Source organism: Rhodococcus sp. JCM 9793, from assembly GCF_055380405.1.
In genome coordinates this window covers 5,650,205-5,676,672 of record NZ_AP043721.1, presented here as the reverse complement: position 1 = coordinate 5,676,672, position 26,468 = coordinate 5,650,205, and the positions used below count along the sequence as shown (strand labels likewise).

Below are 26,468 nucleotides of genomic sequence, written 5' to 3'. Positions count from 1 at the left end.
TGGTCCTTTCGGATGTGTCGCGGGTCGGCGACGAAGTCAGTTCGCGGGTTCTGCGACGAGCTTGGTCTCCAGGTATTCCTCGAATCCGGCGAGGCCCATCTCGCGGCCTATACCGGACTGCTTGTATCCGCCGAACGGCGCGTCTGCGGCGTACCAGATGCCGCCGTTGACTCCGAGGGTGCCGGTGCGGACACTCGCGACGACGTGTGCGATGCGATCGGGGTCGGTGCCGTAGACCGCACCGGAGAGCCCGTAGGGAGAGTCGTTGGCGATCCGGATCGCGTCGTCGTCGCCGTCGTGGGGCAGGATCACCAGCACCGGGCCGAAGATCTCTTCCTGCGCGGTGCGGGCGGAGTTGTCGAGTCCCGAGATCAGGGTGGGTTCGACGAAGAAGCCACGATTGTGCTCGGCGGGTCGTCCACCTCCGACCACGATCGTGCCGCCCTCCTCGACGGCGAGGTCGATGTAACCTTCGACGCGTTCGCGTTGTCGCGCCGAAATCAATGGGCCGCAGACGGTGCCGGGGTCGCGTGGATCGCCGGGGCGCAGATTCTGCAGTGTCTTCGCGGTGGCCGCGACGGCCTCGTCGTAGCGGGCGCGTGGCACCAGAAGGCGCGTGGTGATCGCGCAACCCTGGCCGGCATGGGTGCATACCGTGAACGCCGCCATGGAGCATGCCGCGCGAAGATCGGCGTCGTCGAGTACGACGAATGCGGATTTGCCGCCGAGTTCGAGGAAGACCTTCTTGAGTGACTCCGACGCTGCCCGCATGACCGACTTGCCGGTGGCGGTGGACCCGGTGAACGAGATCAGATCCACCCGCGGGTCTTCGGCGAGGAGCGCTCCGATGCGGTGGTCGCTCGAGGTCACGATGTTGAGAACACCTGCCGGGATGTCGGTTTCCTCGGCGGCGATCTTGCCGATCAGCGCTGCGCACCACGGTGTGTCGGGGGCAGGTTTGAGCACCACGGTGTTGCCCGCAGCGAGTGCGGGCCCGATCTTGGCGAAGTTGATCTGGTGCGGGAAGTTCCACGGGGTGATCGCGCCGACCACGCCGACGGCTTCCTGGAGCAGATACCGATGGGTGGGAATTCCCATGGGGGAGGCGCTTCCGAGATCCTGTTTCCACGAGTAGTTCTCGGCGAGATCGGCGAACCACAGCAGGTCGTCGACGGGGCCCTCGAGGTGCGCGGCGGATGTCAGGAACCGGGGTGCACCGACCTCCGCGATCGTGATCTCCCGCAGCTCCTCGATGTGATTGCGGATGGCGTCGCGAAGTTGCCGCAGGCAGTGCGCGCGGAAGGCGTGGTCGCGGGACCAGTCGGTGTGGTCGAAGGCGCGGCGCGCAGCGTCGACGGCGGCGTCGAGATCGGCGGCAGTGCCGTCGGCCGCGTGGCCGAGGACTTCTTCGGTGCTGGGATCGAGGATCTCGAATGTACCGCCGCTGCCGGGGACGAGCTTTCCGTCGATCAGGAGCGTGGAACTGTCGGTCGGGCGCAATGTCATCAGACGATTCCCTTACGTTCTGGACAGGTGTCTGGACTATAGTTCGACACGTTGTGAGAACGCAATGGTGTGCGTGGACGTCGTTACGGGGGAAGCAGATACGCCAGGTCGAGTGTGCAGTAGTTGCCGTGTTTTTCGTGAATTGCGACAACTACTGCACACTCGACAGAATGCACGCGGTGGCGCGGTCAGAACACGCGCAGACCGAGCCGGCGTCGTGCGCGCATATCGACCAGATACACGTGCCACAGCAGGCGCCATGCATGAGGCGTCATGCGGTGGACGGCGCGCATCGTCCGCAGATATCTGTCGAATCGTCGCTGATCATCGGCTGTCCAGTCGTAGTGCATGACCTTCCGGAACTCCGGTGGCAACGCTCCTCGGGTGATCAATTCGAAGTCCCGACCGAACACCCGGTGGGCCGCCCGTCCGACGCGGCCCATCCGAACTTCGAGGAAGCTCAGATTGCACAGGCGCACGAGGTAGGAACGCACCCCGTCGTTCATCGAGATGCGATCCACGCCCTCGCGCCACAGGGCGTCGTACTCGTCCCGGGCCGTCGGCCAGGATTCGGGGCGCACGTTCAGTGTGGTCGCCAGGGTGATGCCGTCGCGGAGGATGCTGCGGTATTCGGCTTCGGTCAGCGGGCCGTGCAGGAATTCATGCTGGTCGACGAAGTACTTCAACAGGCACACCGCCACCCACAGCTGCAGCTTCGGTGAGTTCGCACTGTATGAGACCTCGGCGTTCGGTTCGGATACGACCCGGGCGTGGATCTTCCGCAACTCTTCACGCAGATAGGCGCGGTCTGCGTCGGTGCCGAACACCGCGACCGCAAGATAGGTGCCCGTTGTGCGGGCGCGCTTGATGGGATGCAGGTCGGCGCGGCCGGAGTCGACGGAGCTGTCGACCACTCCTTGGCCGACGCCGGGATCGGCCAATTGCATGATCACGTTGGCTGCGTTGATCGTCCCGCCGAGTGGGGACACCAGATCACCGACCGACTCGATTGTACGCACACTTCCTCCATCTGGTGACGACTGTGATCAGTTTATGTCACCACCGTGGAGCGTGAGTACCGGCTTTCGAGCCGGACCTCAGTCGAGGATGTCGCGGACCTGAGTGCCTTCCCTCCCCGCGAGCACCATGTCCTGAGCGACGACCATGTGCTTCTGCCAGTGCGTGAACGCGCCTGCGCCGTCGCGGGCGCGCAGCAGCTTGATCAGCTTTCGTTGGGACCGGACGAACAGCTTGTAGTTCGCGTCGTACTTTTCGACGTCGCTCTCGCTGCGTTCCCGTGTGACGTTGGTGGTGTGCCGCTCATAGATCTCGTGCAGCATTCCCGCGATCAGAGCGAGCGTCGAGTTTCCTGCCAGTTGGACCATGCGGAGATGGAACCTCGCAGCAGTCTGGCCGAAGGTGCCTGCCGCGTACGACGACGGAATGGCTTCGTCCACGATGCGTTCGAGTTCGTCGAAGGCTTCTTCGGTGCCCGTTTCGGCGAGCAGCCGCGCTGCGGCAGGTTCGATCGCTTCGCGGGCGACATACACGTCGGCGACGGTGGCGCCCGAAAGTTCCAGCAACAGCGACGCCGGTCGCGCGACCACCTCGGGGCCCGGCACGCACACTCGGGCGCCGGTACGGGAACCGCGGCGGACCTCGACGAGGCGTTCGGCCTCGAGCACCCGAACGGCCTCACGAAGCGTGGGCCGGCTCACGGAGAAATGCTCCATGAGCTCGGCTTCGTGAGGCAGGTGATCGCCGTCTTTGAGCTCACCGTCGACGATCATGCGGCGCAACTTGCGTGCGACGAGTTCGGCGGTCTTGGGTGTTCGAATTGCTCGTCCCATCGTGCCGGGGGCATCGAAGATCGGAGCCCATGCTTCGTCGGTCACGGGGGACACCTTCCTGCTCTGTTAGAACTTCGCGTACCTAGTAAAGTACCCGACGAGCAGTCCTTGGATGAAACTACTTGTGAAGGTACGTCACGGGATGCTGCCCCGGTAGCGGGCGCTGCTGTATGCAGCGGGCCAGCGTAATTCTGAACGCAGGTCTACAGCCGCGCGGTAGGGCCAATGCGGCTCCCGCAGTAGTTGCCGGCCCATCATGATGACATCGGCAGCGCCGTCGACGAGTATCTGTTCGGCCTGGACGGCTTCGGTGATCAGTCCGACCGCTGCAACGGGGAGTGAACTGGCTTCGCGGGCAACCCGAGCGAACGGAACCTGGTAGCCGGGTCCGACGGTGATCTTCTGGTGCTTGACCATCCCTCCGCTCGAGATGTCCATCATGTCCACACCGGTCCCGTCGAGGAGGCAGCACAGTTTCGCCGTGTCTTCGAGGGTCCAGCCGCCGTGGGCCCAATCGGTGGCGGAGATGCGTACCAGCAGCGGGGTGGTGTCGGGGAGCGCGGCACGAACGGCGGCGACGATCTCGAGTAGGAAACGGCAACGGTTCTCGAAACTCCCACCGTATTCGTCGGTGCGGGTATTTCCCAGCGGGGAAAGGAATTCGTTGATCAGGTAGCCGTGCGCGGCGTGGATCTCGACCACTTCGAATCCTGCGTCGACCGAACGGCGCGCGGAGTCGGCGTAGGCGGTAACGAGCGTTGCGATCTCGTCGCGGGTGAGTGCGTGTGGTTCGGGGAGACCTTCGTAGGCGATCGCCGACGGCGCGACGACCTGCCAGCCGCCTTCCTCTGCGGGTAGCGGAGTGCCTCGGTGGCGGATACTGCCCTTGCGGCCGGAGTGGGCGAGTTGGATGGCCGACGTGGCGCCCATGTCGGAGATGAACCGGGTGATGCGCCGCCACGCGTCGACCTGCTCGTCGTTCCAGATCCCGGTATCGGCGTTTCCGAGGCGTCCGACCGGCTCGACGGCGGTGGCTTCCGTCATGACCAGGCCCGCGCCGCCGCGGGCCATTCCGCCCAGGTGGGCGAGGTGCCAGTCGGTGGGCACTCCGGATTCCGGTGCCGAGTACTGCGCCATCGGGGCGGCCCAGATCCTGTTGCGGGAGGTGATGCCGCGGAGAGCGATCGGTGAGAACAGCAGGCTCTCGGACATAGGTCTCCCATTCCGGTGGTAGGCAGGTGGTCGGGCAGATCCACCGAGGCACTCGGTCATTCCTTGCGCTCACAGTACATAGTGAACTATGTTATCTATGTAAGCAAACGGTATTTCACCGTGAAATCTGGTGCCGGATTGCCGGCGAACTCCGAGGAGCGGCAATGTTGAGGACGCGGTTCACCGAAGAATTCGGTATCGAACACCCGATCGTGCAGGGCGGGATGATGTGGGTCGGCCGGGCAGAACTTGCCGCTGCGGTCTCCAATGGGGGTGGCCTCGGCATCATCACAGCGCTGACGCAGCCCACCCCCGAAGATCTCGCCGAAGAGATCGCGCGATGCCGCGTACTGACCGACAAGCCTTTCGGTGTCAATCTCACCCTCACCTTGTCCATCAACCCGCCGCCGTATGCGGAATACCGGCAGGTGATCATCGATTCCGGAGTAAAGATCGTCGAGACGGCAGGCTCCGACCCGACCGTTCATGTCGAGCACTTCAAAGAGCACGGCATCAAGGTCATCCACAAGTGCACGAGTGTCCGCCACGCCCTCAAGGCCCAACGCATCGGCGCCGACGCGGTGAGTATCGACGGTTTCGAGGCAGCCGGCCACCCCGGTGAGGACGATGTCCCCGGTCTGGTCCTGATCCCTGCATCTGCCGACGCTCTCGACATCCCGTTCATCGCTTCCGGTGGTTTCGCAGACGGTCGGGGTCTTGCGGCCGCCCTCACACTCGGCGCCGCCGGCATCAATATGGGCACTCGCTTCATGTGCACTGCGGAGAGCCCTATCCACGAAAAGATCAAGCAGCAGATCGTCGATTCCAGCGAGCTCGACACCCAGTTGATCTTCCGCCAGCTGCGCAACACCATGCGCGCGGCGAAGAACTCGGTGAGTGAAGAAGTCGTCGACATCCTCAACAAGGGCGGACGCTTCAAGGACGTCAAGGACCTCGTCGCCGGTACCCGCGGCCGCACGGTTTACGAGAACGGCGATCCGGAGGCCGGCATCTGGACGGTCGGTGTGTCGCAGGGTCTGATCCGCGACATCCCGCCGGCCGGTGAGCTGGTGCGCCGTATCGCTGCGGACGCCGAGGAGAACCTGCTCTCCTTGACCCGCACTATCACCGACTCCGTTTCCGTTTCCTGAGGAGGCACGCAATGACCGTTACCGAGGCCAGCGACATCACGACCTCCGAGGAATCCCCGCTGCTCGTCACCAAGGACGGGCCGGTCACGATCCTCACGCTCAACAGGCCCGACCGGCGCAACGCCATCAACCGGGCGATGCGCAAGGCTCTGAAGAAAGAACTCTGGCGCGCAGACGGTGACGACGATGCGCGGGTGGTGGTGATCACCGGTGCCGGGACCTCCTTCTCGTCCGGAGTGGATCTGCCGGAAGCGCTGTCCGGCCCGCCGCCCCGCACCGAGGGTGTGACGCCGACACAGGTTCTGCGAGGGATCACGAAGCCTGTGATCGCTGCCGTGAACGGGCCGTGCTACACCGGCGGCTACGAACTGGCCGTGAACTGTTCTTTCATCATCGCGTCCGATCGTGCCGAGTTCGCCGATACTCACGCCCAGATCGGACTCCTCAACGGCTGGGGCGGCAGCGCCATGCTGCCGCGCATGGTGGGGCTGCCCGCCGCGATCCAGTTCATTCTCAGCGGTGAGCCGATCAACGGAGACGTCGCCGCACGGATCGGCCTCGCAAACGAGGTTGTCGAGCACGACGAGCTCATGGCACGCACGCTCGCGATCGCCCGCAAGATCGCCGACGGCCATCCCGGTGCGGTACAGCGGATGCTGCGTCTGCTCAAGGAAGGTGCAGGCACCTCGCTCGCACATGCGCTCGGCCTCGAGGCCGAAGCAAGCGCGACGCATCGTTCCGACGGCGCCGATATCGGCGCGCGGTTCAGCAAGCGTCGCTCCGAAAAGTCTTGATCTATACACAATCCAAGCTCTGAAATCATGGGAGGTGGCGCGGTGGAACAGAAGACCACAGCGGTACTCGAAGCAACGACCGGCGACTGGCGCGACAGCCTGGCCACACTGCTCGACGACTACCGGAAGCGTCCGCGGCCGGCAACGTCCCGTGAGCGTTTCGAGGCTGCCAAGGCATGGCAGTCCGAGCTCGTCGACGCGGGTCTCGCGGCGCCGGGCTGGCCCCGCGAAGTCGGCGGCATGGAGCTCTCGCTCGAGGACCAGCTCGACTATTACCGGATGACGACCAACGCCGGTGCGCCGAAGCATCCGTGTGGCCTGTCGTTCATCGTCGCGCCGACGATCATCGTGCACGGCACGCAGGAGCAGAAGGACCGGTTCCTCGAGCCACTGTTGCGCGCAGAAGAATTCTGGTGCCAAGGCTTCTCGGAACCGGGCGCAGGTAGCGACCTCGCGTCGTTGTCCACCCGCGCAGTGCGCGACGGTGACGTCTACCGGGTGACCGGTCAGAAGATCTGGACCACCATGGCCGACAAGGCCGATTGGATCTTCGCGCTGGTGCGGACCGGCGCCCCCGGCCGGGGCACGTCCGGAATCACCTACCTCCTGATTCCGATGAATTCACCCGGCATCGAAGTACGTCCGCTGCGCGACGCCGCAGGCGGTCACCACTTCGCGGAGGTTTTCTTCGACGATGTCGAGGTGCCCGTCGCCAACCGGCTCGGCGAAGAAGGCGGCGGCTGGTCGATCATGCGGACCTCGCTCGGTCACGAGCGCGCCACCGCGTTCCTCGCCGACGAATTTCGTTACCGCGGAACGGTCGACAAGGTCTTCACGCTTGCCGCGGAGCAGGGTTACGCGAATGATCCGCTGATTCGTGAGGAACTTGCGAAGGTCGAGACCAACGTCCGCGCCATCGCCGCCAACAGTGCCCGAGCGCTCGACGCCGTGCTGCGAAACGAGGATCCGGGCGGAGTCGCCTCGGTCAACCGCCTGGTCAAGTCGGAGTTCGAGCAGCACATGCACCGCCTCGCGCTGCGCCTGACCGGTTCCGGCGCATTGCTGAATACACGGTCCGAAGGTGTTGTCGAAAAGGGTCGCTGGACATACGGATACGTGATGTCACGCGCCGCGACGATCGGTGCGGGTACCGCAGAGATCCAGCGCAACACCATCGCGGAGAACGTGCTCGGCCTGCCGTCGCATCGCGGCGAGGGCCGTCGAGACCCGGTGGTCGCACCGGGCCGGCCGCTCACCGCTCCCGAAGAGGACGAGGCGGCGCTACGCGAGGTACTCGGCGACCTGGTGTCGTCCTACGTGGACACCGAAAAGCTCCTTGCGCGTGAGTCGACGCCTGGCGATTACGACATCGGCCTGTGGGACGAACTCGTGAAGTTCGGTCTGCCCGGTTTGACCGCGCCGGAATCTCTCGGTGGTGGCGGCCAGTCGTTGCGGCTGCTGTGCGCCGCTGTCGAAGAGGCTGCGTACCATCTCGCTCCGGTGCCGCTCGTACCGACCGCGATCGCACTCGAGGTGCTCGTCGCTGCCGGCGTGAACGACGTTGCCCGCACCGTCATCTCCGGTGCAACCGCTGCGTTCGTCGCTCCTGTCGACGACCAGGGTTGGGTTACCGGTTCGGGTCTGCCCATGCTCGACGGTGGTCGCTTGACCGGCCGGGTCGAGCGGGTCGCGGGCGTGCCCGTTGCCGACGTGCTCGTGGCTCTCGCGACCGACGCGGCCACAGGCGACCGCGTGCTCGTCTCGGTGCAGCCTGCAGATGTCACTGTCACGGTGCAGAACTCGGTGGACCTCACCGCAACCGTGGGTATCGTCACCGCGAACGGAGCACCCGCCACGGTGCTCACGTCCGGGCAGACCGTCGATGACGCATTGGTCCACGCTCGCCGTGTCGCGCAGTTGCTCGTTGCAGCGGACTCGGTGGGTGTCGCCAATCGAGCGCTCGCGCTGGCGGTGGACTGGGCCGGACAGCGCGAACAGTTCGGCCAGGCGATCGGTTCGTACCAGGCAATCTCCCACCGTTGTGCCTACCTGTTGGTCGGCGCAGAAGGTGCACGGGGTCAAGTGCTTTCGGCCGCGGACTGCGGCGAATCCGATCCCGATGCCGCAACCTCCGCGAACCTTGCCACGGCGGCCGCGCTCAGCACTGCGGTGTCCGCCGCGGAGGACTGCATCCAGATCCATGGCGGTATCGGCTTCACGTGGGAACATCCCGCGCATCTGTTGCTGCGCCGTGCCACGGCCAACGAGGCGTGGATCGGCCGGCCGGAGGTACTTCGCGACCGTGCCGTGGGCGAGGTGTTCGACCGGCTGTCCTGACTGGCCGAGCGAGCTTACTGCCACGAGATGAGGCCGGTGTCCCGAAGGGGACACCGGCCTCATCCTGTAACAGGATTCGGACGGTCAGCCGACGACGTCCTTCTCCCTCAACTCGGCTATACGTTCGGGGCTGATCCCGATCTCGGCGAGGACCGAGTCGGTGTGCTCACCGATGGTGCATCCGGCGTCGGCCTTCACCCCCGAGCGGGAGAACCGGGTCAGGGGAGCGAGACGTCGGTGCTCGTCGAAGACGGGACTGTCGGCGAGCACGGTGTATCCCGCCTCGAAGTATTCGTCGCCCTGCAGATGACGCTCGGAGGTTTGTTCGGTCACGACGACACAGCCGATGTCGTGCGCGTTGAGATCCTTCTCCCAGTCGAACTTGGAACGCGTGCGCAGCACGGCTGCGAGCGTCTCGGCGAGGTCCGTATCGTTGGTGGTGCGCAGATCCGGCGTCGAGAACTTCTCGTCTCCGAGGTCGGCGTATGGGGTCAGCGCCTCGACCAGGCTGTTCCACTCGAAATCCCGCGGTGCGGCGAGGAAGATCCAGCCATCCGACGCCTCGTACAGGCGGTACAGGGCGCCGAGGCCGTACATGTCCGGGTCGGAGACCGGCGGCTCGGGACGGTTCGCGTAGTCGGAGTTGCGATCCATGAGCGCGTGGGTGGCGGAGGACAGCATGGTTGCGGTCATGTCGCCCAGCGCGCGGCCGCGTTTACGGGCGAGTAAACCGAGCAGCATCGACGAAGCGACGCCGAGGGCGGCGACGCCGTCGGCCTGGACGGACGGATTGGCGCCTGCGGTGTGCCGGCGCAGGGCGACACGTTTGATCTCCTCGAGATCGTCGCCGTGAAGGTCGAGGCCACCGAGGTCGCTCATGGTCAGGCCGGATGCAGCACCGACAGAGGGCGCGTATGCCGGGCGGCCACCGTAAGGACCTTCTGTGCCGTACCCGGGAGCGTTGAGGTACACCAGATCCGGATTGAGTCCCTTCAGGGTCGCGGCGTCCACACCGATGCGTTTCGCGGCGCCCGCACGGTAACTCTGGAGGACGATGTCGGACTTCTTCGCGAGTTCGTGGACGATCGCGAGGCCTTCGGGGGTGTTGATGTCGAGCGCGACAGACTCTTTGCCCTGCAACACTTTGGCTCCGCCCGCCTCGGGGAATGCAACCAGGTTACGCATCGAATCGCCGGCGAGGGGCTCGACCTTGAGGACTCGGGCACCGAGATCGGTGAGTACTGTCGCGCCGTACGGCGCCGCGAACATCGAGCCGAGCTCGAGGACCGTCACCCCCGCGAGGGGTAGCTCTCCGGTGGGTGCGGCGGCGGCCGACGAGGCGGTCGATCCGGATGCCAGTCCGTCGAGCACTTGCTCCGTGTCGGCCCCGAGGCGAGGCGCCGGTCGCAGTTCCGTCAGTGGTTTGCCATCGACATGGACGAGTGTGGACGGCTGGCGGACCGGGCCGCGATCGGGGTCGTCGATGGTCACCACACGACCGTCGTGCTGAAGCTGTGGATGATCCAGCGCGGCGACCGGATCGCTGAAGATCTCGGCGCTGACATCGGGGTTCGTGTCGAAGACGTGCTGCCATTCCGCGAGGGTGCGTTCACGCACCTTCTCGAGCATCGTGTCCCGCAGTTCGACGCGGCGTTCGACGTCTTCGAAGAGCGGGATGCCCTGCCAATACGGGTCGGTGAAGACGTGGGCGAGGCCGAACTCGGTCATCATCGCGAGGAACAGGCGAGGCTCGGTCTGCGCGAACTGCAGCCAATGACCGTCCTTGGTCTGCGCGACGAGCAGTGGGTAGATCAAGGGCGCAGCGGGGCGGCCCTGATCGTCGAACGCATACATCGCCTGGTAGGCGTCGGGCCAACGCGCACACACGAGTTCGAAGAACCAGTTGTAGGTGTCCATCGAGGCCGCGCCGCGTAGCAGGTCGGCTTCGACATGCTGCCCGACACCACTCGTCTCGCGTTCGTACAAAGCGGAGAGGATGCCCTGGACCGCAGTGTGGGCTGCTCCCCACGACGCCCACGGAGTGGGTGTGAACGACGGCCCTGGACGTTCGGACATCTGCGCCTTGCCGTGGAACACGCCCATGCGGGCGAGGACCAGGGCTTCGTAGCCCTTGTCGTTCGCCCATGGACCGGTCGTGCCCCACCCGGTGATGGACGCGCTCACCAGACGAGGGTTGAGGTCGGCGAGATGTGCGGGAGTAAGACCCAAGCGCTCGAGAGCGGCGGGACGTGACGTGGTGACCAGGACGTCGGCGCCGCGCAACAGGTTGTGCAGCGCGGCGAGTCCGGTGTCGGTATGTAGATCGAGGGTGACGCTCTTTTTGCCACGGGCGAGAGCCGGCCATCCGGTCAGGTCGCGCAGGGCGCTGCCTGCCGGCGGTTCGACCATCACGACGTCGGCGCCGGCATCGGCGAGAAACACGCTCGCGAACGCGCCGGGGGTCGTGGTGGAGAGATCGACAACGGTGAGTCCGTGCAGAGGGGCCGTCGACTGGGTGGAGGCTGCGTTCACGTCAGACCTTTCGAAGGGGTACGGCGAACGAGAAGGTGTGACCTTTATAACTAACGAAGTTCACTACGTCTACAAGTTGACCAAAGTTTGTTAATCTCCCTTTCCCTTTGGTGTGGTAACGATCTCGGCTCCGGCGCGAAAAAATGCACGCCGACCTGGGCCGACGTGCATTTCAGGGAAAGGGGTGAGTTTCAGGCTCGGAAGCGGAGCAGTCCTTCCTGGGCTGTGCTGGCCACCAGGTTGCCTTCCCGATCGAAGAGATGCCCACGCGACAGTCCTCGACCGCTGCCCATCCACGATCCTTCTTGCTCGTACAAGTGCCATTCGTCGGCGCGGAACGGAGTGTGGAACCAGACGGTGTGGTCGAGGCTCGCCAGTTGCAGTCCGGGTGAATCGATGTGCCGGCCGTGCGGAGGCAGTGCCGCGGACAAGAGAAAGAGATCTGAGCAGTACGCGAAGCCTGCGGCTTGGGTCAGTGCGTCGTCACCGAGTGGCTCAGGAGTGCGAACCCACGCGCGTTGCCGAGGTGGGCGAACCTCGCCTCGGCGATTCGCCAATCGTGGATACTCCTCGGGGAAGCGGAACTCCACCCCGATGTTGGACAGAAGCGGGAGGAGCCAGCCGGCTTCTCCCAGCTCCAGGGTGCTCATGCTGTCCTCGAACTGTGGAAGCTGCTCGGGCGGTATCGCGGGCTCGCTCATCGGCTGCTGGTGCTCGAGGCCTGTTTCCGGACGCTGGAACGACGCGGTGGCAACGAAGATCGTGCGGTCGCCCTGTACGGCGCGTACGTGACGCGTGGTGAAGCTACCCCCGTCGCGTAGTCGCTCGACGTGGTACTCCACGGGTATGTCCGAGCGCCCGGGGTGTATGAAGTGACCGTGCAGCGAGTGAGCTTGCCGGTCGGAGTCGACTGTGAGACCCGCTGCGGCCAAGGATTGCCCGAGCGCCTGGCCGCCGTAGATCCGCGGCGCGGCGATGTTCGACTCGCCCCGGAACACGTCGTCGCCGACGCTTTCGAGCGTGAGGATGCGACGCACAGGCGGTCGGGGAATGTTGGCCACGGATTCTGCGGTGACGGCTATAGACATAGATAAATTGTATAACTACGTTGTACCGCGCATGGGTGTGTTGTCATTGGGAGGAGAGATCGTGGACTATCGCTATCTGGGCCGCAGTGGTGTGCAGGTATCCGCGTTGTCGCTGGGGGCCATGTCGCTGGGCTCGATGGGAAACACGGACGTCGACGAATGCACCGGGATCGTGCACCGCGCGCTCGATGCCGGCATCAACATGATCGACACCGCGGACGTCTACTCGCAGGGGCAGTCCGAGGAGATCATCGGTGCGGCTATCGCTGGGCGCCGCGATGACGTCGTACTCGCCACGAAATTCTACAATCCGATGGGGCGCGATCGTAATCGTCGTGGAGCTTCACGTCGCTGGATCGTTCAGGCATGCGAGGACAGCCTGCGTCGGCTGAAGGTCGACCACATCGATCTCTATCAGGTCCACAGACTCGACGAGAACACTGATCTCGACGAAACCCTTTCCGCACTCTCGGATCTCGTTCGGTCCGGAAAAGTGCGCATGATCGGCTCGTCGACCTTCCCGGCCGAAGCCGTCGTCGAGGCGCAGTGGACGGCGGAACGCCGTGGATTCACTGCCCTGCGCACCGAACAGCCCCCGTATTCGATATTCGTGCGTGGTGCCGAGCGTGACGTGTTCCCGACGTGCGAACGGTACGGCATGGGCACTCTGGTGTGGAGCCCGCTGAACGGTGGATGGTTGACCGGAAAGTACCGATCCGATGAGGACCCGGCCGCCGATTCCCGGTTCGCCCGTGTTCCTCGCGGAGCGTGGCGCACGGACTCGCCGGGCGCGCGACGCAAGCTCGAAGCGGTCGACGAGCTCGAAAAGGTTGCGCGCGACGCCGGCACGGACCTCATCGGTCTGTCGATCGCGTTCGCCATGGCACATCCCGCGGTAAGTTCGGTGATCCTCGGTCCCCGTACCCTCGACCAGCTCGAAAGTCAGCTTCCCGCAGCAGAAATCGTTCTGTCCGACGACATCCTCGATCGTATCGACGAGATCGTCTCGCCGGGCACGAACATCTCCCGAGGCGACCTCGCCTTCGAACCCCGGTCGATTCGCCACAAGAAATTGCGGCGCCGCTGAAGTCCGAACGAGCAGAAGGAGATCCGTATGCAGCATCGGGACGCGCCCACCGCGATCCGCGCATGGCACGCTCTCGTGGAACTGCCCGATCCCGATGCGCTGCGAGCTCTGCTTGCTCCCGGCGTCGTATTCAGATCGCCCGCGGTCCATACTCCCCAGGAAGGCGCCGAACGCACTTTCGCCTATCTGTGGGCCGCGATCCAGGTACTCGGCCCCAGCCTCGACTACCGGCACGAATGGTACGACGATAGCTCCGCCGTCCTGATGTTCAGCGCCGTCGTCGACGGCCTGACGATCGAAGGTGTCGATATCGTCCGGTGGGACGCCGACGACCGTATCGTCGAATTCACCGTCATGGCTCGCCCGTACAAAGGTTTGCAGGCACTCATCGGTGCAATGGGCCGGCAGTTGGGAAGCGCGTGACGGCATAGCGTTCCCGCGCTGCCGTCGACGTAGGACAAGGGCGACTCGCACTGCCCTGCCCTTCCACCGTCATTCGATCCACACATCCTCTCGAAAGTTCACCCATGCAGCGCACATTCTTCGAAGGCGATCACGAAGCGTACCGTCACACGGTCCGCGAGTTCCTGGCTCGCGAGGTCGAGCCACACTACGAACGATGGGAGGACGACCGGCTGGTCGACCGTTCCGCCTGGCTTGCGGCCGGGAAATCCGGCATCATCGGCCTGGCTGTGCCGGAGAGGTTCGGTGGTTCGGGCGTCTCGGATTACCGATTCCGCTGTATCACCCGTCGAGGAGATCGCCCGCACCGGCACGACCTCCTTCGGATCGGGAATAAGCCTGCAGGACGACGTTGCACTGCCGTACATCATCGACTTGGGAACGGATGAGCAGCAACGGCGTTGGTTGCCACGCATGGCTGCCGGTGACCTCATCGGCGCCATCGCCATGACCGAACCCGGCACGGGTTCGGATCTGCAAGGCATCAAGACCAGTGCGGTCCGAGATGGCGACCACTGGGTCCTAAATGGGCAGAAGACGTTCATCACCAACGGTATCCATTCCGACGTGGTGATCGTCGTGGTCCGCACCGATCCGGACGCCGGTTCCCGTGGTTTCTCTCTGTTGGTCGTCGAGCGCGACATGCCCGGCTTCAGTCGGGGCGCAAGTTGCACAAGGTCGGTCTCGCGGCGCAGGACACCGCGGAACTCTCCTTCGAGGATGTGCGGGTGCCTGATGCGAACCTGCTCGGCACTGAGGGCAAGGGGTTCGTCCATTTGATGGAACACCTTCCTCTCGAACGCATCTCCATCGCTGTCGCCGCGATCGCCGCAGCGCGCGCGGCCTACGAGTGGACGCGTGAGTACGTGTTCGAGCGCAAAGCGTTCGGCAAGCCCGTCGGAGACCTCCAGAACACCCGCTTCGTGCTCGCCGAGATGCTCACCGAGATCGAGGTGACCCAATCGCACATCGACCGGTGCGTTCTCGCGCTCAATGCCGGCGAACTGACTGCCGTCGATGCCGCGAAAGCCAAGTGGTGGGCCAGTGAACTGCAGAAACGCGTCGTAGACAGGTGCGTGCAATTGCACGGCGGCTACGGATTCATGATGGAGTACCCCATCGGACGCGCGTTCGTCGACAGCCGTGTCCAAACACTCTACGGCGGCACTACCGAGGTAATGAAGGAGATCATCGGCCGAGACATCGCTGCGCGGCCGGCCTGACCCCATACGCGCATGCGCTGGACATGGCAGGGAATGGGATAGCTCCCTTCCCTGCTTTGTCATTGCTGTGGACTGTGCCCAGCAGGCACCCTTTCGTCATGTCGGGGGCCGAGGTTGACAGCAGCTACAAAAGTCAGAATACTGTTCTCAGAATGACAATCTGATTGTGCACCCGAGCAGAATCTTGCAGGGAAGTCCCCAGCGGAAGGGTCCCATCACGTGACGCTCATCGACGACGAACACTTTCGTGCCGACCTGGCCGTGCGCGCCGTGCGTGCCGGACAAGAATGGCGTGAAAACCTCACTGTCACAGACGTACGTCCACTGGCAGGCGGTTCCTCGAGCCTCACCTTCATCGCCGATGCCTCGTCGGCTGCGGGTGAGCAGCAGGTGGTCCTCAAGGTCGCACCTCCCGGGCTCGAACCCGTCCGCAACCGCGATGTGTTGCGGCAGGGACGCCTGATGAATGCACTACACGGTGCACACGGGGTCAAGGTGCCGGAGGTCTACTTTTCTGGCCCGGGACAATCGAAAGAGGCACCGCCGTTCGTGGCCATGGCGTTCGTGGCGGGAGAATGCGTCGAGCCTCTCCTTGCCGACGAGCGCGGTGACGCGCTTCAGGAGCAGACGAGGATGCGGTTCCTCGATGCCGCCCGCATGCTCGGCAATCTGCACCGGGTCATCCCTGCAGAGGTGGGTCTCGGCGACGAACCGGTAGTGACGATCGAAGACGAGATCGATCGATGGACAAAGGCGTTCACGACTGTTCCCGAGGATCTGAGCGGCGACTACGAGAGATGCGCGAAGGCGCTGCACGCGACGATCCCGAAGCCGATGGCTCCCGTCGTGAATCACGGAGACTTCCGTCTCGGGAACACACTCTGTGACGGCACGAGAGTCACCTCGATCATCGACTGGGAAATCTGGTCGGTGGGTGATCCCCGCATCGATCTGACATGGCTGACGTATTTCACCGATGAAGCCCGGCATCCGGCACGCCCCAACGACGAGCCCTGTGGCGCGCCGACGATCGCCGAGGTCGTCAGGGAATACGAAGAGTCGTTCGGTGCGAAGATTCCCGATCTCGAATGGTTCGACGCTCTCACGCGTTACAAGGAAGCTGCCGCGACAGCGCTGCTGATCAAGCGTGCGCGCAAGCACAACACGATGAATCCCTCCTTCGCACGGATGGAGCCGGCACTGCCGGAGCTCCTCCGCGAGGCGCTCGCTCTCGTCGGCGGTTGAGAACCGGACCGGCACGCCACACCAGACCGCACCACGAACTTCACGTAAGGAACGACTATGTGGGATTTCCAGACCGATCCGGAATTTCAGGAGAAGCTCGACTGGGTCGGGACCTTCGTCCGTGAGGAATGCGAGCCGCTCGATCTGCTCTTTTCGCACATCGGCCAGCCGTACAACACGGAGAACAAGGCGGCACGCGCGATCCTGAAGCCGCTGCAGGAACGCGTCAAAGCGCAGGGCCTGTGGGCGTGCCACCTCGGACCCGAGCTCGGTGGCCAGGGATACGGCCAGCTCAAGCTCGGCTTGCTGAACGAGATCCTCGGGCGCTCGATGTGGGCACCGACGGTCTTCGGCACTGCCGCACCGGACACCGGAAACGCCGAGATCCTTGCGATGTTCGGCACCGATGAGCAGAAGGCCCGCTACCTGCAGCCGCTGCTGGATGGCGACATCGTCTCGACTTTCTCGATGACCGAACCCCAGGCGGGTGCAGACCCCAAGGAGTTCATTTGCTCGGCGCGCAAGGACGGCGACGAATGGGTGATCAGCGGTGAGAAGTGGTTCTCGTCGAACGCGCGGTACGCGTCGTTCCTGATCGTCATGGCGGTCACCGACTCCGATGCCTCGCCGTACCGACGGATGTCGATGTTCGTCGTGCCCGCCGAGACGCCCGGTATCGAGATCATCCGCAACGTCGCCGTGATGGGTGATCGCGAGGAACTCGACGAGGGCACCCACGCCTACATCCGGTACAACGACGTGCGTGTCCCGGCAGATGCCATCCTCGGCGGCCCGGGACAGGGATTCGAGGTTGCGCAGGCCCGCCTCGGCGGCGGCCGAGTGCACCATGCGATGCGCACCGTCGGCAAATGCCAGCGCGCCTTCGACATGATGGCCGAACGCGTTCTCTCACGCACCACCCAGGGCGAACTGCTCGCCAAGAAGCAGCTCATGCAACAGTTCATTGCGGACTCCGCGATCGAACTCGAGCAGTTCCGGCTGCTCGTTCTGAAGACCGCGTGGATCATCGATACGCAGCCGCACGGTGCCGCCCGCACGCACATCGCGATGTGCAAGGTGGCGATGGCGAAGATCTATCACGACATCGTTCATCGGGCGATCCAGGTGCACGGCTCGCTCGGTGTCACTATCGAACTGCCTCTGCACGACATGTGGTCGGGTGCATTGTCGCTCGGCCTGGCCGACGGGCCGACGGAGGTGCACAAGGTCGCAGTGGCCCGCGGTGTCCTGAAGGACTACGAACCCGTCGACACCCTGTTCCCATCCGAGCATATCCCCACCCGGCTCGCGGCCGCCAAGGCCAAGCACGCCGCAACTCTCGAGGAGTACGGAATCGCATGACCGACAACTTGTTCGACCTCACAGGCAAGGTCGCCCTGGTGACCGGAGGCAGCCGTGGCCTCGGGCGCCAAATGGTCCTGGCCTTCGCGCGCGCCGGAGCGGACGTGGTGATCACCAGCCGCAAGATCGACGCGTGCACCGAGGTGGCGCAGGAAGTCGAGGCGCTCGGACGCAAGGCACTGCCGGTCGCGTGCCACGTCGGAAAGTGGAGTGACATCGATGCGCTGATCGAGTCTGCCTACGAGACCTTCGGCAAGGTCGACATTCTCGTCAACAACGCGGGTATGTCGCCGGTGGCGCCGTCGTCGGCCGAGACGACCGAGATGTTGTTCGACAAGGTCGTCGACGTGAACTTCAAGGGTCCGTTCCGGCTCAGCGCCCAGATCGGTGAGCGGATGGCAGAAGGCGACGGCGGCTCGATCATCAATGTGTCGTCGTCCGGCGCGATCTTCCCCGCCCCGAAGTTCGGCCCCTATGCCGGAGCGAAGGCGGCTCTGAATGCGCTGACCGGTGTGTTCGCGCGTGAGTTCGGTCCCAAGGTCAGGGTCAACACGATCTCTGCGGGCCCGTTCCTGACCGATATTTCCGATGTGTGGCCCGAGGAATCACGCCGTTCCACCCGCAGTGCGGTCGGTCGGCCGGGTAACCCGGAGGAGATCGTCACCACCGCTCTGTATCTGGCGAGTCCTGCTTCGAGTTACACCACATCGTCATTCGTGCGTGTGGATGGTGGACTGTACTGACGCACCGAGAATTACCGGTGCACCGACAATCTCGAGCTATCAGGAGACGCGCAGCGCATGCGGGCAGCACGATGTGACAGGTACGGCTCACCGGATGTGGTGACGGTGCGCGACGTGCCGGATCCGATTCCCGAGCCGGGTGAGGTGCTGGTCGAGATCCGCGCGGCGGCAGTCAATTTTCCAGACGTCCTGACCGTCGCCGACAAGTACCAGGTGTCCGTTCCTACGCCGTTCACTCCGGGTAGCGAGTTCGCCGGAGTCGTGCGGTCGGTGGGAGCGGACGTCCGGTCGGTCGCGCCGGGCGACGCAGTCATGGGTTCGGCGATGACCGGAGCTTTCGCGGAACTGATCTGTGTTCCCGCAGGTGTGCTCGCTCCCAAACCCGACGGTCTCGACTGGGCTTCTGCGGCGGCGTTCCGCGTGGCGTACACCACGGCCTATCACGCCTTGGTGACCTTCGGTGGAATGCGCGCCGACGACTGGGTGGTTGTGTTGGGCGCCGCCGGGGGAGTGGGTACGGCAGCGATCGACGTCGCGAGCAGGCTCGGCGCCAGGGTGATTGCCTGTGCATCATCGGAGGAGCGACTGGCGGCGGTGTCGACACTCGGCGCGGACGCCGGCGTTTCCTATGATTCGGAAGATCTCAAGACGCGCATCAAAGAGATCACAGGTGGTGGCGCGCAGGTGGTGATCGATCCGGTCGGCGGCAGGTATGCGGAGCCGGCGCTGCGGGCATTGGCTCCTGGCGGCACGTTCGTCACAGTGGGGTACGCGACCGGCGAGATTCCACGAATACCGTTGAATCTTGTTCTGTTGAAGGATCTTACGATTCGAGGAGTCGAGCTGCGCACACTAGCGCAACGACATCCCGACGCACCGGCGCGTGCACAGCAGGCCCTTGCGGCGCTCGTGTCGGAGGGGATGACGCCACTGGTGTCGCAGGTGTTCGGCCTGGACGACGTCGCCAGAGCGCTGACGAGCTTGAACGACCGGACTGCGGTCGGAAAGGTTGTTATCGCGCTCGACGGTGCGTGCTAATCTCAGAACCGCATTCTGCATCGTATGGAGGTGAAAGTCGGCTGTGTCCTCATCTCCTGCCGATTCGTTCGACACGGACATCCTGGTGATCTCCGGGGGTCGCCAACTACGCCGCGCCGCCCACCCAGCCCGTCAAGAAGCGTATGACGCCGAGGTCCGAGCCCTGATCCGGGCGACTTCCGAGGTGATGCTTCGCAAGGGGTGCACAGAGGTGCCGAAGGTCAGCGAGATCGTCCACGAGGCCGGAATCACCAATCAGGCGTTCTACCGGCACTTCCGCAGCCGCGACGACGTCATCGTCGCCACCTACGAGCAGGGCATGCTGTCGGTCTACAGCTATCTACGCCATCGGGTGGGTAAGAAGTCTTCGTGGCGGGACAAACTCGAAGCGTGGATCGACGGGGTACTCGCGCAGATCAAGGATCCGAAGCTGGCTGATCTGAGTACCGTCATTCGGTGGAACGTGGCCCAGATCGCCAGAGAGAAAACCGAAATCGAGCCGATGGGCCAAGAGCGTATTCGTGCCCTGCTGCTGTCCATCCTGACGGAGGCCGGCATGGAAGACCTCGACCGGCAGGCGCTGTTCGTCAACACACTCGTCTCCGGGATTGCAACGCACTATATAGATTCCGGTCGGCGTCCGACGCCCGAGGACCGGCGCGCGCTTCTCCATTTCTGCCTCATCGGCCTCGGAAGTCATCCGGCATAGCCGGCCAGTTGTTCGAGCTCCGGGCGCCGGATCAGGTAGCTGTACCCGTCCCGGCGCCCGGTGTCGACAACTCTCGATCTAGTTCGCGATGTGTTCGCGCGGCAGTCCCAGTATCCGCTCGGCGATGACATTGCGGTTGACCTCGGATGTGCCGCCCGCGATCGTCATGGCCCGCGACATCAGGTAGCTGTACGCGAGTTGCGGCTCGTCCCCGGCCACCACTGCGGGCCCCGCGATGCGCAGCGCCAGCTCGCCGACGTGCTGCGAATGCTCGGCGACGAGCATCTTGCTGATACTGCCCTCCGGGCCGGGTTCTCCACCCGCCACGGCCCGCACGACGTTCCGGACATTGAGAACATCCATCGCCTGCTCGCGTGCGACGAGCTCGGCAACGGCGCGGGTCGTCGTGACATCACCCGCTGCGTACTTCGCAGCGACGTCGAGCAGCATGTAGGCCGAGCGTTCGTCACCGCCTGTGCTGCCGCCGCCGATGGACACGCGTTCGTTGCCGAGTGTTGCGCGTGCGACCGCCCATCCGTTGTCGACCGCTCCCACCACGTCCTCGTCGGGAACGAACACGTCGTCGAAGAAGACCTCGTTGAAGACGGCGTCACCCGTGATCTCGCGCAGCGGCCGTACCGTCACGCCGGGCGCGTGCAGGTCGACGACCACAGCCGTGATGCCCTTGTGCTTCGGAACGTCGCGGTTGGTGCGGACCGTCGCCAGTCCGCGGTTGCAGTTCTGCGCATTGGACGTCCACACCTTCTGCCCGGTGATCCGCCAGCCGCCGTCAACCTTCACGGCGCGCGTCGACACCGCGGCGGCGTCCGAACCTGCGCCGGGCTCGGAGAACAGCTGGCACCACACGAGATCACCCATCAGGCCCGGACGGATCCAGCGTTCGATCTGCTCGGCGTTGCCGTGCTGGGTGAGGGTGAGCAGGATCCACGCGCCGATGCCCAGGTTGGGAAGGTCGATACCCGCGAACTCCTCGTCGATGACGAGTTGTTCGACGGGTGACGCGGCACGGCCGTAAGGCTTCGACCAGTGCGGCATGAGATAGCCGGAGTCCACGAGCAGCGCGCGGCGATCGGCTTCCGATGCGGCCTCGTACTGCTGTACGAACTGCTGGGCCTGGGTACGGAAAGCTCCGGCCTCGGGGGGCAGATCCACCGCGTAGTGGCGGCGCACCCCCGCGGCACCCGACGCTACGATCGAATCGAGCGCGCCCACGGGCTCACCGAACAGTGCCCGCAGCGCCTGTGCACGGCGAAGGAACAGATGGCATTGGTGCTCCCAGGTGAATCCGATGCCACCGTGGATCTGAATGCTCTTCTCTGCGTTGGCCACATAGGAATCGAACGCGAGCGCGCGAGCGACATCCAGCGCGAGGACGGCCTGCTCGCCTTCCGTTCCGGCACGCGCGGCATCCCACGCGACCGCGACCGCGAGTTCACTCGTTGCGAGCATGTTCGCGAGGTGGTGCTTGATCGCCTGGAACGAGCCGATGGCACGCCCGAACTGTTCGCGCACTTTCGCGTAGTCGAGGGCGGCGTCGAGCGTCGCGCGAGCCCCGCCGGCCGCTTCGGCCGTGGCGAGGGCCCGGGCGATGTGACGGACGTGGCTCGCGGCGCCACTCACGACGGCCAGCGTCGGCGCGTTGTCCAGAAGCACGTGCGCCAGACTCAGCGTCGGCTCGAAATCAGGAGTCGGAACGACGGTGACGGCAGCGTCGTCGGGGGAGACGAGCACGAGGTCGTCACCGACGACGAGCGCGAGCACGCTTGCATTGAGGGCACCCACGACGAGGCCGGCATCACCGGAGACCGTGATGTCGGAAGGGCCCGTGCCGGACACAGCGAGCGACCCGGCGATGCCGAGTCCGGCAATAGTCGAGCCGTCGGCGAAACCGGGCAGCCACCGGGACTGCTGGTCGTCGTCTCCGGCGGTGGCAAGTGCCGCGGAGGTCGCGACGGATGCCAGGAACGGGACGGGAACCAGCAGTCGGCCGAGTTCTTCGGCGACGATCGCGACTTCCGGCAGGCCTACGTCCTCGCCACCGAAGCGCGAAGGAAGGTGCAGACCGAGCCAGCCGAGTTCGGCGAGCTGCTTCCAAAAGGAGATTGCATCGGTGTTGGGGTCGTCGAGTACGCGTCGCGCGAGCGTCGCGGCATCGTGGCCCGTGAGGAACGACCGGACCGCATCCGCGATGTCGCGGTGGTCGTCGGTGATCGCGAGTGGCATGAGGGCTCTTCCTAGGTGAGTGGTCGTCGAGTGCTGGTCTCGATCAGCGCGGAGCGAACCGCTGACCGGCATCGAGGCGCAGGCACTGCCCGTTGAGCATGGCGTTGTCGACGATCGCGAGGGCGAGTTTCGCATATTCTTCGGGTCGGCCCATGCGCTTGGGGAATGCAGCGTCCTCGACGAGGGGTGCGACCTGCTCATCGGTGAAGGCTGCGGTGGCGCCGGTGGCGAACAGGCTCGGGGCGATGGCGAGCACGCGGATGCCCTGCGGCCCGAGATCGCGGGCCATGGTCAGGGCCATACCGGCGATGCCGGCCTTTGCAGCGGAGTAGGCGACCTGCCCGATCTGGCCTTCGAACGCTGCGATCGACGAGGTGTTGATGATGACGCCGCGTTCGGCGTCCTCTGGCTCGTTGTTCGCGATGTGGGCTGCGGCGAGCCGGTTGAGGTTGAATGTGGCGATCAGGTTCAGGTCGACGACCTGGCGGAATGTCTCGAGGTCGTGCGGGCCGCCGCGACCGAGGGTCTTCTTGGCCGTGCCGCCGCCCGCGGTGGTGACGATGACGTGGAGGCCACCGAGGTCGGTGACGGCCGCAGCAAGCGTCTCCTCGACACCGGTGAAGTCGGTGATGTCGGCCGGGTAGAACGTGCCGCCGATCGCGCTGGCGACCTCCTTGCCGTTGCTGCCCTCACGATCGAGGATCGCAACCTGGGCGCCCTGTGCGGCGAGCGCCTCCGCGGTGGCCTTGCCCATTCCGGAGGCGCCTCCGACGACGACGGCTTTCTTTCCGCTGATATTCATGCAGACTCCTCGTGTTCGGTATGTCCGGTCCGGGTCGTTACGTGAAGGTGGGGGATCACAGGATCTTCGCGTACCGACTCGGTCGTATGTTAGGTCACTTATAGTACTATCTAAACTATGTGACGAACGCTACTCTGACAATGTCGGTAGCGGTCGGTCACCGAGGTGACATCGCCGGAGCCGCCGAACGGCCCGAGTGCAGAATTGTTCAAATGGAGGAATCGTGATTCTCAAGGTCGGTCAGTCGTTGGCCAGTTCCGTCGACACCACAACTGTGATCGTGGTCCGCGCGCCCAAGGCGGACGTGTCGTTGACCTGCGGTGGAGTCGACATGGTCGTCGGCAAGAAGGGGCAGGGGGACGGCTCGTCGATCGATCCTACGCACGTCGGTGGCGCCGAACTGGGCAAGCGCTATGCAGACGACGAGGCCGGAATCGAAATCCTGTGCACCAAGCCCGGCTCGGGCCGACTCGAAGTCGACGGCCGCGTGTTGCCCCTCAAGGCGGCCAAGCCGCTGCCTTCCTCGGACTGATATCAGGTATCGGTGAATCGATTCCTCGAGCGGAGTGACGAATGAATCTGACGATGTTGCTGGACATGGCGGTCGACGGCTTCGGCGACCGTACCGTGGTCGGAAGCCGTGACCTCGGTATCTCGGCCGCACGACTGCAGGAGCTGTCGGTCGCCGGTGCCGCCGCGATCCGTGAAGCGGGGGCCGACTCCGTCGTGTATCTCGCCGTCAACGGCCCTGCGTTTCCCGTGGCCATGTTCTCGGCAGCGCGCGCTGGTGTTCCACTTGTTCCGGTCAACTACCGGCTGGGGCGCGAACAGCTCGACGGTCTGCTCGCGAACCACCCGCGCGCACTCGGCATTGCCGACCAAGCGCAGTCGGACGCCCTCGAGCGGGCGGGTCTGAAGGTCTTCTCGCCTCAGGCATGGCTTCAGAGCCTCGCATCCTCGGCGAACATCGAGCTCGATGAGGACGATGCTGTCGACACCGACGCGCCTGCTGTCGTGATCTACACCTCGGGAACCACCTCGGCGCCGAAGGGCGTCCTGCTTCGGCATGAGAACCTCACGTCGTATGTGTTCGGATCGGTGGAGTTCGCATCGGCCGAGGAGACCGATGCAGCGCTCGTCAGCGTTCCGCCGTACCACATCGCGGCGGTCGCGAACGTGATCACGAACCTCTACGCGGGGCGGCGCACCATGGTGCTCGAGCAGTTCACTCCGCAGCAGTGGCTCGACACGGTTCGCCGTGAAGAGATCACCAACGCACTCGTCGTGCCCACGATGCTCGCGCGCATCGTGGAGTCCGATGCGGACAAGAGTGTGCCGAGCCTTCGAGGCTTGGCGTACGGCGGTGCTCCCATGCCCGCGAAGGTCATCGAGCGTGCCCTGCAGATGTGGCCCGGCGCCGGATTTGTCAACGCCTATGGCCTGACCGAAACCAGTTCCACCATTGCCGTTCTCGGGCCCGACGACCATCGGGCGGCGCTCGCGAGCGACGACGAGTCGGTCCGCGCGCGGCTCGGCTCTGTCGGGCAAGTGGTGCCTGGTATCGACCTCGAGATCCGCGACTTCGACGACAGTGTGCTCGAGTCGGGTGCGATGGGACGCATCTGCGTCCGTGGAGACCAGGTGTCCGCCGAATACGCAGGTATCGGCCGCATGGTCGACGAGCGCGGATTCTTCGATACCCGCGACAAGGGGTACGTGGACGAAGAAGGTTTCCTCTTCGTGGGCGGTCGTGTGGACGACACGATCATCCGGGGCGCCGAGAACATTGCACCTGCCGAAATCGAGGACGTAATCCTGCGGCATCCGGACGTTTTGGACGTTGCCGTCGTCGGTGTTCCTGACGAGGAGTGGGGCCAGCGCATCGAGGCGGCAGTTGTCCTCCGGCCCGGAGTTTCCGTCGATGGCGATGATCTGCGTGCGTTTGTGCGAGATGCCCTGCGGAGCAGTAAGACCCCCGAACGGATTGTGTACTGGAACGAACTGCCCCGCACCGAGACCGGCAAGCTCGTTCGCAGGCACGTGGTGGACCGTCTCGTCCAGCCGGAGCAGTCCGCGAAGGTATGACGATCACATGCATCGGTCCGGTCGGCTCACGCCGGCCGGGCCGATGCATTTCAGCCGAACAGTTCGACGATCGATGTTCTGCCTGCGCCGCGACCGAACAAGATCTTCCCGACCGAACGTAGGTGCGCGGCCCAATGTTCTTCGGCTGCCGCCCCGTCGCCGATCGCGACGATGCCGACGAACTTCTCGTACGACCGGAGATTGCGGCGATAGGCCGGCCACGTGCCCTCGCGCCGGCTTCCACGATCCAGGGCGGACCTCTGATGCGTCCTGACGATGTCGCGCAGCACGCCGGCCTGGACGCTGAGGGCGTTGTTGCCGCACCGCTCAGTGATGATGGATTGGAAACTGCCGGTGAGCTCGGCCCACATTTCCGGCGCTCCGTTCGATTTCAGGTCTTCCTCGGTGACGTCGCGCATCCGATCGATGCACGCGCGTAGGTCATCGAGGTCGTTGTCGGTGCGACGCTCGGTGAACAGCCGCGCACAAGCAGGCTCGAAAATTATACGAGCCGTATGGATTTCGTCGAGAGTCGTGCCGCTCATCTGCAAGATGAGGCCGACATACCGCGCCGCGACGGAGATGTCGGGGACGGATACGACGGCTCCGCCACGCGCACCGCGCTTGAGTTGAATGAGCGATTCGGCTTCGAGCAGCCGGTATGCCTCTCGCAGCGTGGGACGGGAAACCCCGAATTCTTCCATGAGCGTGGTTTCCGGTGGGAGAGTGTCGCCTTCCTTCAGCTGACCGCGCACGATTTCGGTGCGGAGGCGGTCGGCGACGAGTTCGGCAGTTTTCGGGATGCGCACAGACCCCGACGTTGCGCCGAGGGACGCGGCTTCTCGATTGCTCATGACCCAGAGATTACGTCCTCGTCCTCGAAGATTGTCCGAGTATCCGACCTAAATGGCTTTACATCTATGACTAAGTACACTTACTGTGGGAGGGGACCGGCGAGATGGACAACCGCGCCCGCCCACTCAGCCGCTTCGAAGCGC

The 26,468-nt window shown here is 64.6% G+C and carries 21 protein-coding genes and 1 pseudogene; 13 read left to right on the top strand and 9 right to left on the bottom strand.

Going from position 1 to position 26,468, the window contains the following annotated elements:
* Positions 1-36: 36 nt before the first annotated feature.
* The 4 genes from ACZ46K_RS28390 to ACZ46K_RS28375 all read right to left on the bottom strand — a co-directional run bounded on the left by ACZ46K_RS28390 (position 37) and on the right by ACZ46K_RS28375 (position 4,568).
* The gene (locus ACZ46K_RS28390) at positions 37-1,506 is read right to left on the bottom strand and encodes an aldehyde dehydrogenase (RefSeq protein ID WP_054805629.1); all 1,470 of its coding nucleotides are present in this window, start codon (positions 1,504-1,506) and stop codon (positions 37-39) included.
* A gap of 188 nt (positions 1,507-1,694) precedes the next feature.
* Positions 1,695-2,525, bottom strand: coding sequence for an oxygenase MpaB family protein (locus ACZ46K_RS28385; RefSeq protein WP_054805630.1), 831 nt, complete (start codon positions 2,523-2,525; stop codon positions 1,695-1,697).
* A gap of 78 nt (positions 2,526-2,603) precedes the next feature.
* Positions 2,604-3,401: a FadR/GntR family transcriptional regulator gene (locus tag ACZ46K_RS28380; RefSeq protein WP_054805631.1), complete on the bottom strand. Its 798-nt coding sequence runs from the start codon at positions 3,399-3,401 to the stop codon at positions 2,604-2,606.
* A 90-nt stretch (positions 3,402-3,491) separates the two neighbouring features.
* Positions 3,492-4,568 carry an NADH:flavin oxidoreductase/NADH oxidase gene (locus ACZ46K_RS28375; RefSeq protein ID WP_054809840.1) on the bottom strand — a complete coding sequence of 359 codons (1,077 nt, stop codon included), beginning with the start codon at positions 4,566-4,568 and terminating at the stop codon, positions 3,492-3,494.
* A 164-nt stretch (positions 4,569-4,732) separates the two neighbouring features.
* On the opposite strand from ACZ46K_RS28375, the gene ACZ46K_RS28370 reads away from it, so the two are divergent.
* From ACZ46K_RS28370 to ACZ46K_RS28360, 3 genes are read left to right on the top strand one after another with little or no spacing between them, the layout of a single operon-like run.
* Positions 4,733-5,719, top strand: coding sequence for an NAD(P)H-dependent flavin oxidoreductase (locus ACZ46K_RS28370; protein ID WP_054805632.1), 987 nt, complete (start codon positions 4,733-4,735; stop codon positions 5,717-5,719).
* Between the two features lie 11 nt (positions 5,720-5,730).
* Positions 5,731-6,513: an enoyl-CoA hydratase/isomerase family protein gene (locus tag ACZ46K_RS28365; protein WP_464746050.1), complete on the top strand. Its 783-nt coding sequence runs from the start codon at positions 5,731-5,733 to the stop codon at positions 6,511-6,513.
* 27 nt (positions 6,514-6,540) lie between these two features.
* On the top strand, positions 6,541-8,850 hold the full coding sequence (locus ACZ46K_RS28360) for an acyl-CoA dehydrogenase family protein (RefSeq protein ID WP_464746048.1): 2,310 nt from the start codon (positions 6,541-6,543) through the stop codon (positions 8,848-8,850).
* Between the two features lie 84 nt (positions 8,851-8,934).
* Here the strand turns inward: ACZ46K_RS28360 and ACZ46K_RS28355 are convergent, their stop codons facing one another.
* A complete protein-coding gene (locus ACZ46K_RS28355) occupies positions 8,935-11,382 on the bottom strand; it encodes a CaiB/BaiF CoA transferase family protein (RefSeq protein ID WP_464746046.1) in 2,448 nt (815 codons plus the stop codon).
* Positions 11,383-11,573: 191 nt separating this feature from the next.
* Positions 11,574-12,470: an acyl-CoA thioesterase gene (locus ACZ46K_RS28350; RefSeq protein WP_054809841.1), complete on the bottom strand. Its 897-nt coding sequence runs from the start codon at positions 12,468-12,470 to the stop codon at positions 11,574-11,576.
* A gap of 61 nt (positions 12,471-12,531) precedes the next feature.
* Here ACZ46K_RS28350 and ACZ46K_RS28345 point away from each other — a divergent pair, with 61 nt between their 5' ends.
* From ACZ46K_RS28345 to ACZ46K_RS28310, 8 genes and pseudogenes are all read left to right on the top strand, one after another.
* Entirely contained in the window at positions 12,532-13,557 is a 1,026-nt protein-coding gene (locus tag ACZ46K_RS28345) for an aldo/keto reductase (RefSeq protein ID WP_054805641.1), read from the top strand.
* Positions 13,558-13,584: 27 nt separating this feature from the next.
* A complete protein-coding gene (locus ACZ46K_RS28340) occupies positions 13,585-13,980 on the top strand; it encodes a nuclear transport factor 2 family protein (RefSeq protein ID WP_054805635.1) in 396 nt (131 codons plus the stop codon).
* Between the two features lie 104 nt (positions 13,981-14,084).
* Positions 14,085-15,242 (top strand): annotated as a pseudogene (locus tag ACZ46K_RS28335) (acyl-CoA dehydrogenase family protein).
* A gap of 219 nt (positions 15,243-15,461) precedes the next feature.
* On the top strand, positions 15,462-16,487 hold the full coding sequence (locus tag ACZ46K_RS28330; protein ID WP_464746044.1) for a phosphotransferase family protein: 1,026 nt from the start codon (positions 15,462-15,464) through the stop codon (positions 16,485-16,487).
* Between the two features lie 57 nt (positions 16,488-16,544).
* A complete protein-coding gene (locus ACZ46K_RS28325; protein WP_054809843.1) occupies positions 16,545-17,849 on the top strand; it encodes an acyl-CoA dehydrogenase family protein in 1,305 nt (434 codons plus the stop codon).
* Positions 17,846-18,592 carry an SDR family NAD(P)-dependent oxidoreductase gene (locus tag ACZ46K_RS28320; protein WP_054805638.1) on the top strand — a complete coding sequence of 249 codons (747 nt, stop codon included), beginning with the start codon at positions 17,846-17,848 and terminating at the stop codon, positions 18,590-18,592. The genes ACZ46K_RS28325 and ACZ46K_RS28320 overlap by 4 nt, the downstream gene beginning before the upstream one ends.
* Before the next feature lie 57 nt (positions 18,593-18,649).
* On the top strand, positions 18,650-19,630 hold the full coding sequence (locus ACZ46K_RS28315; protein ID WP_054809844.1) for an NADPH:quinone oxidoreductase family protein: 981 nt from the start codon (positions 18,650-18,652) through the stop codon (positions 19,628-19,630).
* 43 nt (positions 19,631-19,673) lie between these two features.
* A complete protein-coding gene (locus ACZ46K_RS28310) occupies positions 19,674-20,339 on the top strand; it encodes a TetR/AcrR family transcriptional regulator (protein ID WP_464746042.1) in 666 nt (221 codons plus the stop codon).
* Positions 20,340-20,417: 78 nt separating this feature from the next.
* Here the strand turns inward: ACZ46K_RS28310 and ACZ46K_RS28305 are convergent, their stop codons facing one another.
* Together ACZ46K_RS28305 and ACZ46K_RS28300 are read right to left on the bottom strand one after the other, a co-directional pair.
* Positions 20,418-22,583: an acyl-CoA dehydrogenase gene (locus ACZ46K_RS28305; protein ID WP_464746040.1), complete on the bottom strand. Its 2,166-nt coding sequence runs from the start codon at positions 22,581-22,583 to the stop codon at positions 20,418-20,420.
* A 43-nt stretch (positions 22,584-22,626) separates the two neighbouring features.
* Entirely contained in the window at positions 22,627-23,385 is a 759-nt protein-coding gene (locus ACZ46K_RS28300; RefSeq protein WP_440123243.1) for an SDR family NAD(P)-dependent oxidoreductase, read from the bottom strand.
* Positions 23,386-23,608: 223 nt separating this feature from the next.
* On the opposite strand from ACZ46K_RS28300, the gene ACZ46K_RS28295 reads away from it, so the two are divergent.
* Positions 23,609-23,917, top strand: coding sequence for a hypothetical protein (locus tag ACZ46K_RS28295; RefSeq protein WP_054805460.1), 309 nt, complete (start codon positions 23,609-23,611; stop codon positions 23,915-23,917).
* 41 nt (positions 23,918-23,958) lie between these two features.
* Positions 23,959-25,470 carry a class I adenylate-forming enzyme family protein gene (locus tag ACZ46K_RS28290; RefSeq protein WP_464746038.1) on the top strand — a complete coding sequence of 504 codons (1,512 nt, stop codon included), beginning with the start codon at positions 23,959-23,961 and terminating at the stop codon, positions 25,468-25,470.
* Positions 25,471-25,520: 50 nt separating this feature from the next.
* Here ACZ46K_RS28290 and ACZ46K_RS28285 read toward each other — a convergent pair whose 3' ends face one another.
* Positions 25,521-26,324 carry a FadR/GntR family transcriptional regulator gene (locus ACZ46K_RS28285; protein WP_054805459.1) on the bottom strand — a complete coding sequence of 268 codons (804 nt, stop codon included), beginning with the start codon at positions 26,322-26,324 and terminating at the stop codon, positions 25,521-25,523.
* Positions 26,325-26,468 lie beyond the last annotated feature (144 nt).

What these genes read in the sequence shown, in the direction of transcription:
- ACZ46K_RS28390 (WP_054805629.1), bottom strand. Translation starts at nt 1,506, where the DNA reads ATGACATTGCGCCCGACCGACAGTTCCACGCTCCTGATCGACGGAAAG.
- ACZ46K_RS28285 (WP_054805459.1), bottom strand. Translation starts at nt 26,324, where the DNA reads ATGAGCAATCGAGAAGCCGCGTCCCTCGGCGCAACGTCGGGGTCTGTG.
- ACZ46K_RS28370 (WP_054805632.1), top strand. Translation starts at nt 4,733, where the DNA reads ATGTTGAGGACGCGGTTCACCGAAGAATTCGGTATCGAACACCCGATC.
- ACZ46K_RS28340 (WP_054805635.1), top strand. Translation starts at nt 13,585, where the DNA reads ATGCAGCATCGGGACGCGCCCACCGCGATCCGCGCATGGCACGCTCTC.
- ACZ46K_RS28300 (WP_440123243.1), bottom strand. Translation starts at nt 23,385, where the DNA reads ATGAATATCAGCGGAAAGAAAGCCGTCGTCGTCGGAGGCGCCTCCGGA.
- ACZ46K_RS28320 (WP_054805638.1), top strand. Translation starts at nt 17,846, where the DNA reads ATGACCGACAACTTGTTCGACCTCACAGGCAAGGTCGCCCTGGTGACC.
- ACZ46K_RS28365 (WP_464746050.1), top strand. Translation starts at nt 5,731, where the DNA reads ATGACCGTTACCGAGGCCAGCGACATCACGACCTCCGAGGAATCCCCG.
- ACZ46K_RS28325 (WP_054809843.1), top strand. Translation starts at nt 16,545, where the DNA reads ATGTGGGATTTCCAGACCGATCCGGAATTTCAGGAGAAGCTCGACTGG.
- ACZ46K_RS28360 (WP_464746048.1), top strand. Translation starts at nt 6,541, where the DNA reads ATGGGAGGTGGCGCGGTGGAACAGAAGACCACAGCGGTACTCGAAGCA.
- ACZ46K_RS28315 (WP_054809844.1), top strand. Translation starts at nt 18,650, where the DNA reads ATGCGGGCAGCACGATGTGACAGGTACGGCTCACCGGATGTGGTGACG.
- ACZ46K_RS28350 (WP_054809841.1), bottom strand. Translation starts at nt 12,470, where the DNA reads ATGTCTATAGCCGTCACCGCAGAATCCGTGGCCAACATTCCCCGACCG.
- ACZ46K_RS28290 (WP_464746038.1), top strand. Translation starts at nt 23,959, where the DNA reads ATGAATCTGACGATGTTGCTGGACATGGCGGTCGACGGCTTCGGCGAC.
- ACZ46K_RS28375 (WP_054809840.1), bottom strand. Translation starts at nt 4,568, where the DNA reads ATGTCCGAGAGCCTGCTGTTCTCACCGATCGCTCTCCGCGGCATCACC.
- ACZ46K_RS28305 (WP_464746040.1), bottom strand. Translation starts at nt 22,583, where the DNA reads ATGCCACTCGCGATCACCGACGACCACCGCGACATCGCGGATGCGGTC.